Here is a 15,248-nt window from a genome sequence, read left to right on the forward strand (position 1 = left end):
CCGTTACCGCCTGAGGTTGGCGGCGCGTAGGTCTAGATGTCGTGCCTGCGAATGTTCTTCAGCATCTTCTGCAGCGTCGCGATCAGTGCTGCGTATTCAGCGTCGTCGATATCGTCGAACATCGCCTCGAAGGCGTCATGCATGGCCGGCCAGGCGCGGGTGAACTCGGCGCGGCCGTCATCGGTCAGGAACACATGGCGGATGCGGCTGTCGGTGACGCCCTGCTCGCGCCGTACCAGACCCTGGCTCTCCAGCGAGTCGAGCGTCCGGCTCAAAGTCGACTGCTCGATGACAGTATAGACCGAAAGATCGTTGACGGTGATGCCGTCGGTGACCGACAGCACGGCCAGCGTGCGGACCTGAGGGATGGTCAGGCCCTGTTTGCGGAAATCGTCGCGCAAGGTGGCGTTGTAGCGGCCCATGATGCGGTTCATCAGATAGGGCGCGAATTGCTGCAGGCCGATCTGCCCCAGGGTCGAGATGCGCTGACGCTTTTCCGCAACCTTCTCTTCCATCACAGCCTCCCCGCCAGGAGAAAGCCGGAGCCGCCGCCAAGTCCCGCGCCGGGATGGGTCGAGGCGCCGATATGGTAGAGGTTCTTGATGCCGGTCTGGTGGTTGCGGCTGGTCTTGAACGGCCGCCACAGGAACGACTGGTCGATGGTCGAGGAGCCGCCATAGGGGTCACCGCCGACAAGATTGATGTTCATCGCTTCGAGATCGGCCGGCGAATAGGCGCGGCGCGCGATGACGCTGTCCTTGAAGCCATCGATGTGGCTGGCGAGGATGGCTTCTGCGCGGTCGGCATAGGCTTCGCGCAGCGCATCGGTCCATTGCCCATCAGCCGGTGCCTGCAGCTTGCCTGCCGCGTCGCCCTTGATGTGCCGGGGTGCCTCGGGCAGCTGCAGCCACAGGATCGCCTTGCCTTCAGGGCAGCGCGACGGGTCGAGCGCATGCGGCTGGCCGACACAGATGGTCGGCACCTCCGGCAGCATGCCGCGCGCCGCTTCGTTGCAGGCCTTTGACACGCCATCCAGCCCCGGTGTCAGGTGCAGCAGCGCGACCTTGTCCAGGCCTTCGCCGCGCCATGCGGGCGGTTTGTCCAAGGCGTAGTGGATCTGGAAATTGCCTTTGCCGTAACGGTATTTCTGCGTTGCCTCGACATCGGCTTTGGGAGCGTCAGTCCCAAGCAGTCGACCATAAAGCTGCGTCGGTGTCACCGAGCAGATGATGCTCTTCTTCGCATGGACCGTTTCGCCCGAGGCCAGCCGCACGCCGGTGGCGCGACCTCCAGCCAGGATGATGGAGGCAACGTCCGCTTCGGTGGAGATGACGCCGCCGCGTTCGGTGATGAGCGCCTCGAAGGCCGACAGCAGGTTCTGCGCCCCGCCCTTGACGATCGGCGCGCCCGCCGCCTCCAGCGCGAAAGCGATAACCCTAGCGATTTGGCCGGAGAAAGCATCTTCCGGGCCAAGCCCGGCATGCAGCACCCAGGGCGCCCACAGCGCGCGGACGGTCTCCGACTGATAGGTGCCTTCCAGCCAGCTTCGCGCCGGCACCAGCGCTCCGCCGAGAAAGGCGGCAAGGCCGCGCGGGCCGCGCCGCCAGCCATCGCCGGCCAGCAGCTTCGCCGTCGGATAGGACCACAGGCTGCCGCCGAGCAGGCCGAACAGCAGGCCGGCATTGCGCTCGATGCCGCCGACATCCTCCGCGTGCCGGTCGCCGTCGCCTGCCGCGATTGCGTTGAGGGCAGCGACATTGGCGGCGCGGTCGGTGGTGAGCACGGCATAGCTGCCGTCCGGCCGCAGCACGCCGGTCGGCTTGGCCGTATGGCAGAACTCCAGCCCGTGCCGCGCAAGGTCGGCGCCGAGCGCCGCAAAGGCCGGCGAAGTGATGAACAGCACGAAGGTCGTCGCCATCACGTCATGGATGAAGCCGGGCGCGGTGATCTCCTCGGTGCGCATGCAACCGCCAATGCGGTCGTTGCGCTCGAGGAGGAGCACACTCGCCCCTTTGCCGCCAAGCATCGCCGCACAGACCAGCGCGTTGATGCCGCTGCCGACGATGATGTGATCCGGCGCTTTCATTGACAGTTGCTCTCGACCGTCTGGCCTTCGCGCATGATCTTCTCCCGAAGACCTCACCTCGCTCTATTTGCCCGACACCAGCGCCAGCGCGCGGATCGGGCTGCCTGTGCCGTGTTCGATCTTCAGCGGCGCCGCGATCAGGATGGCGCCCTTCGGCGGCAGCTGGTCGAGGTTGCAAAGGCTGGCAAGACCGTAGCGGTTGGCCTTGTGCATCAGCGTGTGCGCCGGGAATGGCGGTTCCATCCCCCCTGCTTTGCCAGCATCGGTGCCGATCGTCTCGCTGCCCCAGCCCTTGATGTCCTTGCTGATCAGGAACTGGATGGCTTCGGCCGTCGGGCCGGGCGTGTGTGGGCCGGTCTCATTGGCGTTGAGGAATTCTGCTTCCGAGCCGTTACGCTTGTACCAGTCGGTGCGCATCACCACCCATTCGCCGGCATTGATCGCGCCATGCTTGGCTTCCCATGCCTTGATGTGGTCGACGGTGAGCAGGAAATCAGGGTCGGCGGCAGCTTCCTTCGAACAGTCGATGACATTGACTGGGCCAACGAAGTTCTGGGCCGGAATGGTGTCGGTGGCGCCGTCCGGATAATCCTTGCCACTGATCCAGTGCTGCGGCGCATCGAAATGCGTGCCCGAATGTTCGCCGAGCTTCAGCCAGTTCCAGGCCCACCAGGGACCGTTCTTGTCATAGCGGGAGATGTTGTGGATCTCGACCTTCGGCGTGTCGACGGCAAGCTCCGGCGGCAGCTTGATCAACGGCGTGTCGGGTCCGAGCGGCGCCGACAGGTCGACCACCTTGATGGCGCCGGAAAGAAGCTGGCCGGCGACTTCGCCGAGGAGTTTTTGCGTGTCCATGGTCTCTGTTCCCTCTTTCGTGATGATGATCAAGGCTCGTCTCGGCCCTTAATATCCTACTAGACGAAAACATATGCATCTGCAATTATCTTTAAGCATAAAGGAAATGGGAACGGGGCGTGAGCGAGTTCGACGCCATCTTTGTCGGGGCGGGCCACAACAGTCTGGCATGCGCCGCGCATTTGGCGCTCAGAGGTTGGAAAACCGGGATTTTCGAGCGCAGCGCAACAATCGGCGGCGCCGTCCAGACGCGCGAACTCACCCTTCCCGGCTTCCGCCACGATTTCGGCGCGATGAATCTGAGCCTGTTCGCCGGCTCTGCCTTCCACCGGAAATATGCAAATGAATTGAAAGCGCAGGGGCTGGAGTTCGCGCCGGTCGCCGATTGTTTCGCCAGCGCCTTTCCGGACGGCCGCTGGTTCGGCGTCAGCAACAATCTGGAAAAGACCACTGCCCGCATGGCCGCGTTCTCCGCCACTGACGCCGCCACATGGCGCGGACTGGTCGCTGCCTTCCCGGCGGAGGCCGAGCATCTGTTCCGGCTGCTGGGATCGCCGATGAGCGCCCGCGCGCTTGCCGGCACGGCGTGGAACCTGTGGCGCAAGAAGGGCATGTCGGGGGCGCTCGACACCGGCCGGCTGCTGTTGTCGTCACCGCGCGCCTGGCTGGAGGAGCATTTCGAGTCACCTCATATCAGGGCAACGCTCGCCACCTGGGGCATGCATCTCGACTTCGCGCCCGACATCGCCGGCGGTGCCGTGTTCCCCTATCTGGAATCGATGGCCAACCAGAGTTTCGGCATGGTGCTGGGCAAGGGCGGCGCCGACACCATCATCCGCGCGCTGTCGGGCATGGTGACGGCTGCCGGCGGCAAGATCGTCACCGGCGCCGAGGTGGCCGAGATCACGGTTTCCGCCGGCATGGCGACCGGCGTGCGGCTCGCTTCGGGTGAAACGCACACCGCCACCAAGGCGGTCATCGCCGGCGTCGCGCCGAAGGCGCTGACCGGCAAATTGCTGCCCAATGGTTCGGGCGACACCGGTTTCGACACGGCGATGCAAAAATTCCGCCATGCGCCGGGCACGATGATGATCCATCTGGCGCTCGACGATTTGCCGGACTGGCGCGCTGGCGCTGAGCTGCGGCAGTTCGCTTATGTGCATCTGTCGCCGTCGCTCGATGCCATGTCGCGCACCTATCAGCAGGCGATGGCGGGCATGCTGCCGGACGAGCCGGTGCTGGTCGTCGGCCAGCCGACCGCGATCGATCCGTCGCGGGCGCCTGAAGGCAAGCATGTGCTGTGGGTGCAGGTGCGGATGTTGCCCGCCGAAATCACAGGCGATGCCGCCGGCAAGATCGCGCCAGCGCATTGGGACATGATCAAGGAGGTCTACGCCGACCGTGTCCTCGACATCGTCGAGACCTACGCACCCGGTCTGCGAAACAATATCCTCGGTCGAGCGGTGTTCTCGCCCATCGATCTCGAGCGCGAGAACCCGAACCTCGTCGGCGGCGACCAGGTCTGCGGCAGCCATCATCTGGCGCAGAATTTCCTGTTTCGTCCGGCGCGCGGCTACGCCGACTGGAACACCCCCGTGGCGCATCTGCATCTCACCGGGGCTGCAACATGGCCGGGCGCCGGCACCGGTGCGGCTTCCGGATACATGCTCGCGCAACAGCTTGGCGGGAGGTAGCAGCCGAAGATTTCACACAGGCGAAAGAGGGCAAGGCGCTGCTGCCCAAGAGCCTGAACAATGAACTGACGACGCCGCGCGCAGAAACAGAAAACCAACAAGGGGAACGACCATGACAATCAACAGACGCGAATTGCTGGGATACAGTGCCGCGGCACTCGGGGTGGCCGCCGTCGGCCTGCCGCAAATCGCCAAGGCAGCAGCCGGCGAACTGACCATCGCCTACAATGTCAACCTGCCGTCCTGGGATCCGACCACCGGCCCCTCGGCCGTCAACCCGACCATCCAGGGGCTCTACCAGTCGGTGTTCGACCAGTTCATCCCGCAGAAGCCCGACCTGTCCTTCGCGCCCGGCCTGCTCACCGAATGGGGCTGGAACGACGACCGCACCAAGATCATGATGACGGTGCGCGAGGGCGTGACCTGGCATGACGGCTCGCCATTCACGGCCGAGGACGTGGTCTGGTCGTTGCAGCGGGCGGGCGACGAAAAGACCGGCAACCCGATCCAGTTCGTCTGGAAGAATGTCAACAACTTCAAGATCGACGGCAACAAGATCACCGGCGACGTGGTGCAGTTCGACCCGGTCTATTTCAAATGGATGTCGTTCCTGACCGGCTACATCATGCCGAAGGCCTATTATGAGAAGGTCGGCGCCGAGGGTTTCGAGAAGGCGCCGATCGGCACCGGCCCCTACATGGTCGAAAAATTCGAGCGCAACGCGTTCCTGCGGCTGAAGGCCAATCCGAACTATTGGGGCGGCAAGCCGGCCTTCGAAAATGTGACGATCAAGTTCGTCGCCGATGCGGCGAGCCGCGTCGCCGAGATCGAATCCGGCTCCTCGCAGGTGACGCTGGAGATTCCCTACGAGGAGTATGACAGGCTGATCGCCAAGGACGGGCTGGCCGGCTCGTGCAAGAACGTCTCCGACATCGGCATGATCTTCTTCAACGACATCGAGGCGATGCTGGACAAGAACGTCCGCCAGGCGGCCGTCATGTCGATCGACAAGAAGCTGCTGGTCGATCGCCTGCTGCGCGGCTACGGCCAGCCGATCGACACGCTGGAGACGCCGGAATACGCGGCCTACGATGCGTCGATCAAGGTCGAGCACAATCCGGAGAAAGCCAAGGAACTGCTCGCCGCCTCCGGCTATTCGCCGGAAAAGCCGGTCAAGTTCACCATCCAGACGACCAAGGGCTTCAAGCCCAAGGACTATGAGATGATCCAGGCGATCGTCGGCATGTGGCGCAAGGTCGGCATCGAGGCGACGATCGAAGTCTACGAGATCGCCAAGCACTACGAGCTGCGCGCCGCCGACAAGCTGGCGCCGGCCGCCTTCTACAATTGGGGCAACGCCATCGGTGATCCGACCACCTCGACCGGCTTTGCCATGTACGGCCCGAGCCCGCATTCGGTGTGGGACAGCCAGGATTTGATCGACATGATCAACCCGCTGTGGGGCGAAAAGGACGAAGCCAAGCGCATCGCCGGCTGGAAGGCTGTCGACAAATACATCGCCGAGCAGGCCTATGTGCTGCCGCTGATGCAGTATGCGCAGCCGATCGTGCATGCCAAGAGCGTCAACGTGGTGCAGCATGTGTCCGGCGCGCTGCTGCCGGCCCTGATGACCCCGGCCTGACCAATATGGGAAGGCACGCCGTCGTGAGGCAGCGTGTCTTCTTTAGCGACGCAGGCCCCCTCATCCGGCCCTTCGGGCCACCTTCTCCCCGCTGGGGAGAAGAGACTGGCTCAGCCGTCGGCGACCTCTTCTCCCCTCGGGGAGAAGGTGGCCGCGAGGCGGCCGGATGAGGGGGCCGTTCGTTCCATCAGTCCCTGAAACGCATTAGGCCCACGCCAGAATGCTTCTGCAAAGATTCATGATCCGTCTCCTGACGATGCTGATCACGCTGTTCGGCGTGGCCGTCGTCGTCTTTGTCGTGATCCGTGTCGCGCCCGGCGATCCGATCGCCATGATGCTGCCGCCCGGCGCGACGGATGCCGATATCGACCGGCTGCGCGCGCTCTATGGGCTCGACAAGACCATCGTGCAGCAGTTCTTCATCTGGCTGTCCGGCGTGGTCAGGGGCGATTTCGGCACTTCGATTTCGCTCAGGCAGGACGTGCTGGGTCTCGTCTTCAACCGGCTGCCGGCAACGCTGGAACTCGCCATCGTTGCGCTCGTGATGGCGGTGACGATCGGCGGCACCACGGCGGTGATCGGCGCGCGCGAGCGCGGCACGGCGGTCGAGGCCGGCATCGACATCGCCAGCGGCGCTGCGCTCTCCATTCCCGATTTCCTGTGGGGCCTGGTGCTGATCCTTCTGTTCGGCGTGCTGGTGCCGATCTTCGACATTTCCGGCCGGGTGTCGCCACAGCTCGACCTGCCCTTCGTCACCCAGTTCTATCTGTTCGAGAGCTTGCTTCGCCTGCGCCTCGACCTCACCTGGGATCTCTTGAAGCACATGCTGATGCCGGCCGTGGCGCTGGCGCTGCCGCTGGCGGCGATCATCTCGCAGCTGTTGAAACAGTCGCTGAAGGAGGTGCTCGACCTCGACTATGTCGTGCTGGCGCGGGTCAAGGGATTCTCCGAAACGCAGGTTATCCTGCGCGAGGCGCTGAAGAACGCCGCCCTCCCGACGCTGACGCTGGTCGGCGTGCAGTTCACCTTCCTCATCGGCGGCACGGTCATCGTCGAACGGCTGTTTTCCTACGAAGGCCTCGGCAATATGGCGATCGATGCCGTCATCAACCGCGACCTGCCGCTGATCCAGGGCATCGTGCTGGTCTTCGCGCTGCTGTTCGTGCTGATCAACCTCACCGTCGACATGATGTACGCCCTGCTCAATCCGAGGCTGCGCCATGGATGAGAACCGTGCTCAAGGGCGTAGCGTGTCGCCACGCTTGTGGCTGGCCGGCGGCTGGCTGCTGCTGGCGCTTCTGGCAGCGATCTTCGCACCGCTGGTCGCGCCGCAGGATCCGCTGGCACAGGATTTGATGCTGGAGCGGCTGCCGCCGTTCTGGATTGATGGAGCCGAGCCCGGCTATTGGCTCGGCACCGACAGCCTCGGCCGCGATCTGTTGTCCCGCCTGATCTTCGGCGGCCGTATCGCCTTCATCGTCGCCTTTGCTGCAGCCTTCGCGGCGTGCCTGGTCGGCTCGACGCTGGGTCTGGTTGCCGGCTATTTCGGCGGCTGGGCCGACCGCATCATCTCGCGCATCGTCGATGTCTGGATGGCGTTTCCGCCGGTGCTGTTCGCCATCCTGCTGGTCGCCGTGCTCGGCACGGGCCTAAGTTCCGTCATCCTCGCCATCGCCATCATCGACTGGACGCGCTTTTGCCGGGTGATCCGTGCCGAGACGATGGGCCAGTCGCGCATGGACTATGTCGAGAATGCCCGCATCGCCGGCTACGGCCGCATCGGCATCATGCTGCGCGAGGTGCTGCCCAATGTGGTGCCGTCGATCGTGGCGCTGCTGTCGCTGGAAATGGGCATCGCCGTCATCGTCGAAGCGATCCTGTCCTTCGTCAATCTGTCGATTTCGACCGACGATCCGACCTGGGGCGGCATCATCGCCGAGGGCCGGCTGTCGATCCATCAGGCCTGGTGGGTGCTGGTGTTCCCGCTGATCACGCTGATCGTCACCGTGCTGTCGTTCAGCCAATTCGGCGAGGCGCTGAAGACGCGCTTCGATCCGGTGCTGCGATGAACGCCTGTCTCGACATCAGGGATCTGAGCGCCGTGCTGCCGAACGGCCAGCGCGTGCTGCGCTCGGTATCGCTTGCCGTCCAGCCCGGCGAGGTCCGCGCGCTGGTCGGCGAGAGCGGCGCCGGCAAGACGATGATCGGCAAGGCGGTGCTCGGTGTCCTGCCGTCGAGCGTGCGCATTGTCGAGGGCGATATAAGGCTTGAGGGCGAAGACCTCGGCAGACTGCAGCCCAAGGCGCGGCGCACACTGATCGGCGCCCGTACGGCGCTGATCCCGCAGGATCCGTTGACCGCGCTCAACCCGTCGCGGCGCATCGGCTCGCAGATGACCGACCGGCTGGTGCGCATCCTCGGTTGGAATGGCGAGAGGGCCGATACCCGCATTCGCCAGTTACTGGATGAGGTGCAGATCCGCGATCCCGACCGCGTGCTGAAGAGCTATCCGCATGAGCTTTCCGGCGGCATGCGCCAGCGCGTGCTGATCGCCGCCGCTTTCGCCGCCGAACCACGGCTGATCGTCGCCGACGAGCCGACGACGGCGCTTGATGTCACCGTGCAGAAGCAGATCCTGCGGCTGATCGTGCAATTGCAGCGCGAGCACGGCACGGCGATCCTTTTCGTCACCCATGATCTCGGCGTCGTCGCCAAGATCAGTCAGAAGGTCTCGGTGCTCTATGCCGGCAAGGTGGTCGAGGAGGCCGAGACGGCTGCTCTCTTTGCCGCCCCGCAGCACCCCTATACGCGGGCGCTGATGGCCGCCACGCCGCGCTACACCGACCCCTTCGCTTCGCTGAAGCCGGTGGACGACGCTGTGCTGGCCGGGCTTGCCGCCGAAATCGCTGCCGCCGACCAGGCCTGGAGGCGACCACATGGCTGAGCCGCTGTTTTCCGTGCGCGGGCTGAAGGTCGCTCTGCCCGACATGACACGCAAGCCGCTGATCGGCCGCGCGCCCTTGGCCGAGATCCTGAAAGGCCTGGATTTCGACCTGCCGAGGGGGTCGGTGACCGGGATCGTCGGCGAATCCGGATCCGGCAAATCGACGCTCGGCCGCGCTTTGGTGCGCCTCCTGGAGCCCAGCGCCGGCAGCATCAGCTTCGACGGCCTGGATATCACCCATCTGCCGGAAGCGGAGCTCAGGCCACTACGCCGCAATCTGCAGATGATCTTCCAGGATCCGATGTCGTCGCTCAATCCGCGCCGAACCATCGCCAGCATCATCGCCGCGCCGCTGAAGCAGAACGGCCTCGGCGACAATCTGAAAGCCCGCGTCACCGAAGCGCTGCAGCGCGTCGGTCTGCCGCAAAGCTTCGCCGGCCGCTACCGGCACGAACTGTCGGGCGGCCAGCGCCAGCGCGTCGGCATCGCGCGCGCGCTGGCGCTGTCGCCGAAATTCGTGTTGGCCGACGAGATCGTCTCCGGGCTGGATGTGTCGACGCAGGCACAGATCCTGACCCTGCTGGAGAAGCTCGCGGCGGAGATGGGCCTGACCGTCGCTTTCATCAGCCACGATCTGTCTGTCATTCGGCGGCTGTGCCGGCAAGTCATCGTCATGCGCGAAGGCGTGATCGTCGAGGCGAGCGCCACCGACGCCTTGTTCGACAACCCCAGGCAGGTTTACACGCGCGACCTCATCGCAGCCATTCCCCTGCCCGAGATCGATGCGGGCTGGCTGGACATCCCTGCCGCCATCAAGGCCCCGACATGAATGCACACGCACGCCGAAAAGCGGGCCTCGGTCGTGCGACCGGCAAATGACCCAAGTCCCGCCAATGGAGGAGGACTGACATGAAGAGGATACTTCGAAACGCAACGCTCGCGGTCGCGCTGTTGGGCAGCGCCGGCATGGCCACAGCCAGCTCGATACCAGGCATGCGCGGGCACGATCACACCGGCATCACGGTTCCCGACATGAAGCAGGCGGTCGACTTCTTCACCGAAGTGGTCGGCTGCAAGAAGGCGATGTCGTTCGGCCCGTTCGCCGACGACAAGGGCACATTCATGCAGGATCTGCTGGGCGTCGACCCGAAGGCGGTGATCGAGCAGGTCACCATGGTGCGCTGCGGCTATGGTTCGAACATCGAACTGTTCAAATACACCGCGCCCGACCAGAAGGACCTGACGCCGAAGAACAGCGATATTGGCGGCTTCCATATCGCCTTCTATGTCGACGATGTCGCCGCCGCCAAAGCCTATCTCGACGCCAAGGGCGTCAAGACAAGGATGGGACCATTGCCGGTCAAGGAAGGGCCCGCCGCCGGCCAGACCATCCTCTACTTCCAGGCCCCCTGGGGGCTGCAACTGGAAGCGATCAGCTACCCCGCGGGAATGGCCTACGAGAAAGGCGCCGAGACCGTTCTGTGGAGCCCGAAGAACCCGGAAAAGTGATGGGTACGCGTGCTTGCGGATGTTCCGCAAGCACGCCACACAAATGCGACGTTGAATCATTTCGATATGAAACTTTAAGCTTGAAATAATTCACCTCCGGCGCGATACTGAAAACCAGCAAGCGAAGAGGAGATCGCAGACATGAAGGTTGCGGTTCTCGGCGGCGGACCAGCCGGCCTCTACTTTGCCATTTCGATGAAACTCAGGGACGCCGCGCACGATGTGACGGTGTTCGAGCGCAACCGCGCCGACGACACGTTCGGCTGGGGCGTCGTGCTGTCGGCCGAGACGCTCGACAATCTGTCGAAAAACGATCCGGTCAGCGCCGTCTGGATCAAGAAGCACTTTGCGTATTGGGACGACATCGCCGTCATCCATGACGGCGTGCGCACGGTCTCATCAGGGCACGGTTTCTGCGGCATCGGCCGCAAGCGGCTGCTGGTCCTGCTGCAGCGCCGCGCGCGAGAACTCGGCGTCAAGCTGATGTTCGAGACCGACATTGCCGATCCCAAACCTTACATGGAAACGCATGATCTGGTCGTCGCCGCCGACGGCCTGAACTCCAGGGCGCGCAACACTTTCGTCGACATCTTCAAGCCCGATATCGACACCCGCAAATGCAAGTTCGTCTGGCTGGGCACCAACCAGAAATTCGACGACGCCTTCACCTTCATCTTCGAGAAGACGGAGCATGGCTGGGTGTGGGCGCACGCCTACCAGTTCGACAGCGATACCGCGACGTTCATCGTCGAGTGCAGCGAACAGACCTGGGCTGCGTTCGGCTTCGGCGCGATGTCGCAGCAGGAATCGATCGCCGTCTGCGAGCGCATCTTCGCCAAACATCTCGGCGGCCACGCGTTGATGACCAATGCCAACCATATCCGTGGTTCGGCCTGGATCAATTTCCCGCGCGTGCTGTGTGAGCGCTGGTCCTACAAGAATCTGGCCTTGATGGGCGATGCGGCGGCGTCAGCCCATTTCTCGATCGGCTCCGGCACCAAGCTGGCGCTGGAAAGCGCCGTAGCGCTGGCCGAATATGTCGAAACCGAGCCGGACCTCGACGCGGCGTTTCGTAGATATGAGGATGCCCGCCGCACCGAGGTGCTGAAGCTGCAATCGGCGGCGCGCAATTCGCTCGAATGGTTCGAGGAGGTCGAGCGCTATCTCGGCCTCGATCCGGTGCAGTTCAACTATTCGCTTTTGACCCGCTCGCAGCGCATCAGCCACGAGAATCTGCGGCTGCGCGATGCCGAATGGCTGGGCGGCGCGGAGGAGTGGTTCCAGCGCCAGGCAGGCGCCGGCGGCAACAGCCTGCGCCGCGCGCCGATGTTCGCGCCGTTCAGGCTGCGCGACATGAGGCTGCAGAACCGCGTCGTCGTCTCGCCGATGGCGCAGTACAAGGCCGTCGACGGCTGCCCGACCGACTGGCATTTCACCCATTATGCCGAGCGGGCCAAGGGTGGCGCAGGCCTCATCTATATCGAGATGACCTGCGTCAGTCCCGAAGGGCGCATCACGCCTGGCTGTCCTGGATTCTATGCGCTCGAACATGAGGTGGCGTGGAAGCGGCTGGTCGATTTCGTCCACACCGAGACCGAGGCCAAGATCTGCGCCCAGATCGGCCATTCCGGCGCCAAGGGCTCGACCCGGCTTGGCTGGGAAGGCACCGACGTGCCGTTGGTATCGGGCAATTGGCCTGTGATGGCGGCATCGGCCGTTGCGTGGTCGCCGCAGAATCAGGTGCCGAAGGCGATGGACCGCGCCGACATGGACAAAGTGCGCGACGAATTCGTGGCCTCGGCCGAGATGGCCGATCGTTGCGGCTTCGACATGCTCGAGATCCACGCCGCGCACGGCTATCTCCTGTCGTCCTTCATCACGCCGGTCACCAACCGGCGCACGGATGCCTATGGCGGTTCGCTGGAAAACCGCATGCGCTATCCCCTGGAAATCTTTCGTGCGGTGCGCGCCGCCTGGCCGGCGGGAAAGCCGATCTCGATGCGCATTTCGGCCAATGACTGGGTCGGCATCGAAGGCGTGACGCCCGCCGATGCGGTCGAGATCGCCCGGCTTCTGCATGAAGCCGGCGTCGACATTTGCGACGTCTCGGCCGGCCAGACCTCGGCACTGGCCAAGCCGGTCTACGGCCGCATGTTCCAGACGCCGTTTTCCGACCGCATCCGCAATGAGGTCGGCATGGCGACGATGGCGGTCGGCAACATCTACGAGCCGGACCATGTCAATTCGATCCTGATGGCCGGCCGCGCCGACCTGGTAGCGCTGGCACGGCCGCATCTCGCCGATCCCTACTGGACGCTGCATGCCGCCGTCACGCTCGGCGACCGTGGCGTCAGATGGCCGGATCCCTATCTGCCTGGGCGCGACCAGCTCTACCGTCTGGCCGAGCGCGACGCAGCGGCGGGGCTGAAAGTATGAGGACCGTCTCGACGATCCCAGGCAAGCATGCGCTGGTCACTGGCGGTGGCTCCGGCGTCGGGCGGGCCATCGCGCTGGCGCTGGCGGATGCGGGCATAAACGTGACCATCTGCGGCCGCCGGGAAGCAGAGCTCGCCAAGGTGGTCGGCGAAAACGACCGCATCTTTGGCATCGCGGCCGATGTCACCGATGAGGCGGCGATGGCGTCGCTCTACGAGAGGGCGCAAGCCGCGCGCGGATCCTTCGACATCGTCGTCGCCAATGCCGGCATGTCCGGCAGCGCGCCGGCGCACAAAACCGCGCTCAGCGACTGGCAGCGGACGCTCGACGTCAATTTGACCGGCGCCTTCCTGACGGTGAAGCCGGCGCTAGCCGGCATGGCCGCGCGCAAGGCGGGACGGATCATCTTCATTGCTTCGACGGCCGGACTGAAAGGCTACGCCTATGTCGCGCCTTACGTCGCCGCCAAGCATGGCGTCGTCGGCCTGATGCGAGCGCTGGCTGCCGAAACCGCGAAATCGGGTGTCACCGTCAACGCCGTGTGCCCGGGCTTCGTGGAGACCGAAATGCTGGAGGAGTCCATCCAGCGCATCATCGAGAAGACCGGCCGCTCGGTCGAGCAGGCGCGGTCGAGCCTCGCCTCGACCAATCCGCAGGGCCGCTTCATTCAGCCGCAAGAAATTGCCGCCGCCGTGCTGTGGCTGTGTGGCGACGCCGCCCAATCGATCACCGGACAGGCGATTTCCATCTCAGGAGGCGAAACATGGTAGCCGGCCCCCTGCCCGCGCCGTCGGGACCCGGCAAGGACCGCTTGCGTCTGTGGATCAGGCTGCTGCGTGCCTCGCGCACGATCGAGGCCGAGCTGCGCGAGCGGCTGAAGAAGGAGTTCAACACGACGCTGCCGCGCTTCGACGTGATGGCCGCGCTCTATCGCGCGCCGGAGGGCATGCTGATGAGCGACCTGTCGCGCTTCCTGCTGGTGTCCAACGGCAATGTCACCGGCATCGTCGACCGGCTGGTTTCGGAAGGACTTGTCGCCCGCGCGCGGCGCAATGGCGACCGCCGCACGTCGATGGTGCGGCTGACCGAGGAAGGCACGCAGGCCTTTGCCACCATCGCCGCGGCGCATGAAGGCTGGATCGGTGAATTGCTGGGCAAGGTCAGCGAGGACGACGCGCGCCGGCTGACCGGCATGCTGACCTCGTTCCGCAGCAACTGGGAGGGACGCGAATGACCGGAATGGCCGGGCGCAAGCCGAAGCATTTCCTGTGGGAGGTCGAGGGCAGGATCGCAAAGGTCCGACTCGACCGGCCAGAACGCAAGAACCCGCTGACCTTCGACAGCTATGCCGAACTGCGCGACACGTTCCGCGACCTCGTCTATGCCGACGACGTCGACGCCGTGGTGTTCCTCTCCAATGGCGGCAATTTCTGCTCCGGCGGCGATGTCCATGACATCATCGGCCCGCTGGTCAAGATGGACATGAAGCAGCTTCTCGCCTTCACCCGCATGACCGGCGATTTCGTCAAGGCGATGCTGAATTGCGGCAAGCCGATCATTGCAGCCGTCGACGGCGTCGCGGTCGGCGCGGGCGCCATCATTGCGATGAGCTCCGACATCCGCATCGCCACGCCGGAAGCCAAGACCGCCTTCCTGTTCACCCGCGTCGGTCTCGCCGGCTGCGACATGGGCGCCTGCGCGATCCTGCCGCGCATCATCGGCCAGGGCCGCGCCGCAGAACTGCTCTACACCGGCCGCACCATGACGGCGGCGGAAGGCGAGCGCTGGGGGTTTTACAACAGGCTGGTCGATGCAGCGGCTCTCGAGGCCGACGCGCTCGACATGGCGACGCGCATCGTCTCCGGGCCGACCTTCGCCCACGGCATCACCAAGACGCAGCTCAACCAGGAATGGTCGATGGGTCTCGACCAGGCGATCGAAGCGGAAGCGCAGGCGCAAGCGATCTGCATGCAGACCCGCGACTTCGAGCGCGCCTACAAGGCGTTCGTGGCCAAGGAAAAGCCGGTGTTCGAGGGGGATTGAGGATGGTAGGTTTGCGCCCAGGCACCCCCCTCTGGCCTG

At 64.5% G+C, this 15,248-nt stretch carries 14 protein-coding genes; 11 read left to right on the top strand and 3 right to left on the bottom strand.

The window, feature by feature from the left end; genetic code table 11:
• Nucleotides 1–32 precede the first annotated feature (32 nt).
• From FCU66_RS21130 to FCU66_RS21140, 3 genes are all read right to left on the bottom strand, one after another.
• Complete coding sequence (locus FCU66_RS21130) at nt 33–515, bottom strand: MarR family winged helix-turn-helix transcriptional regulator (RefSeq protein WP_136619885.1); 483 nt, start codon at nt 513–515, stop codon at nt 33–35.
• Nucleotides 515–2,086 carry a phytoene desaturase family protein gene (locus FCU66_RS21135; protein WP_136619886.1) on the bottom strand — a complete coding sequence of 524 codons (1,572 nt, stop codon included), beginning with the start codon at nt 2,084–2,086 and terminating at the stop codon, nt 515–517. The genes FCU66_RS21130 and FCU66_RS21135 overlap by 1 nt, the downstream gene beginning before the upstream one ends.
• Nucleotides 2,087–2,149: 63 nt before the next feature.
• On the bottom strand, nt 2,150–2,941 hold the full coding sequence (locus FCU66_RS21140) for a cyclase family protein (RefSeq protein ID WP_136619887.1): 792 nt from the start codon (nt 2,939–2,941) through the stop codon (nt 2,150–2,152).
• A gap of 119 nt (nt 2,942–3,060) precedes the next feature.
• Here FCU66_RS21140 and FCU66_RS21145 point away from each other — a divergent pair, with 119 nt between their 5' ends.
• From FCU66_RS21145 to FCU66_RS21195, 11 genes are all read left to right on the top strand, one after another.
• Nucleotides 3,061–4,635 carry a phytoene desaturase family protein gene (locus tag FCU66_RS21145; RefSeq protein WP_136619888.1) on the top strand — a complete coding sequence of 525 codons (1,575 nt, stop codon included), beginning with the start codon at nt 3,061–3,063 and terminating at the stop codon, nt 4,633–4,635.
• A 112-nt stretch (nt 4,636–4,747) separates the two neighbouring features.
• Nucleotides 4,748–6,277 (top strand): ABC transporter substrate-binding protein, encoded by a 1,530-nt coding sequence (locus FCU66_RS21150; RefSeq protein ID WP_057143185.1) that lies wholly within the window; start codon nt 4,748–4,750, stop codon nt 6,275–6,277.
• A gap of 220 nt (nt 6,278–6,497) precedes the next feature.
• A complete protein-coding gene (locus tag FCU66_RS21155) occupies nt 6,498–7,505 on the top strand; it encodes an ABC transporter permease (RefSeq protein ID WP_136619889.1) in 1,008 nt (335 codons plus the stop codon).
• The gene (locus tag FCU66_RS21160) at nt 7,498–8,346 is read left to right on the top strand and encodes an ABC transporter permease (protein WP_136619890.1); all 849 of its coding nucleotides are present in this window, start codon (nt 7,498–7,500) and stop codon (nt 8,344–8,346) included. The genes FCU66_RS21155 and FCU66_RS21160 overlap by 8 nt, the downstream gene beginning before the upstream one ends.
• Nucleotides 8,343–9,221, top strand: coding sequence for an ABC transporter ATP-binding protein (locus FCU66_RS21165; RefSeq protein WP_136619891.1), 879 nt, complete (start codon nt 8,343–8,345; stop codon nt 9,219–9,221). Before FCU66_RS21160 ends, FCU66_RS21165 begins: the two co-directional genes overlap by 4 nt.
• Entirely contained in the window at nt 9,214–10,050 is an 837-nt protein-coding gene (locus FCU66_RS21170; protein WP_136619892.1) for an ATP-binding cassette domain-containing protein, read from the top strand. The genes FCU66_RS21165 and FCU66_RS21170 overlap by 8 nt, the downstream gene beginning before the upstream one ends.
• Before the next feature lie 80 nt (nt 10,051–10,130).
• On the top strand, nt 10,131–10,730 hold the full coding sequence (locus FCU66_RS21175; RefSeq protein WP_136619893.1) for a VOC family protein: 600 nt from the start codon (nt 10,131–10,133) through the stop codon (nt 10,728–10,730).
• Between the two features lie 141 nt (nt 10,731–10,871).
• Nucleotides 10,872–13,166, top strand: coding sequence for a bifunctional salicylyl-CoA 5-hydroxylase/oxidoreductase (locus FCU66_RS21180; protein WP_136619894.1), 2,295 nt, complete (start codon nt 10,872–10,874; stop codon nt 13,164–13,166).
• The gene (locus FCU66_RS21185) at nt 13,163–13,936 is read left to right on the top strand and encodes an SDR family NAD(P)-dependent oxidoreductase (protein ID WP_136619895.1); all 774 of its coding nucleotides are present in this window, start codon (nt 13,163–13,165) and stop codon (nt 13,934–13,936) included. Before FCU66_RS21180 ends, FCU66_RS21185 begins: the two co-directional genes overlap by 4 nt.
• Nucleotides 13,930–14,400: a MarR family winged helix-turn-helix transcriptional regulator gene (locus tag FCU66_RS21190; protein ID WP_023811475.1), complete on the top strand. Its 471-nt coding sequence runs from the start codon at nt 13,930–13,932 to the stop codon at nt 14,398–14,400. The genes FCU66_RS21185 and FCU66_RS21190 overlap by 7 nt, the downstream gene beginning before the upstream one ends.
• Nucleotides 14,397–15,209, top strand: coding sequence for an enoyl-CoA hydratase family protein (locus FCU66_RS21195; RefSeq protein ID WP_136619896.1), 813 nt, complete (start codon nt 14,397–14,399; stop codon nt 15,207–15,209). Before FCU66_RS21190 ends, FCU66_RS21195 begins: the two co-directional genes overlap by 4 nt.
• Nucleotides 15,210–15,248: the final 39 nt, after the last annotated feature.

The organism is Mesorhizobium norvegicum (assembly GCF_004919685.1).
In the GTDB taxonomy this organism is placed as follows: domain Bacteria; phylum Pseudomonadota; class Alphaproteobacteria; order Rhizobiales; family Rhizobiaceae; genus Mesorhizobium; species Mesorhizobium norvegicum.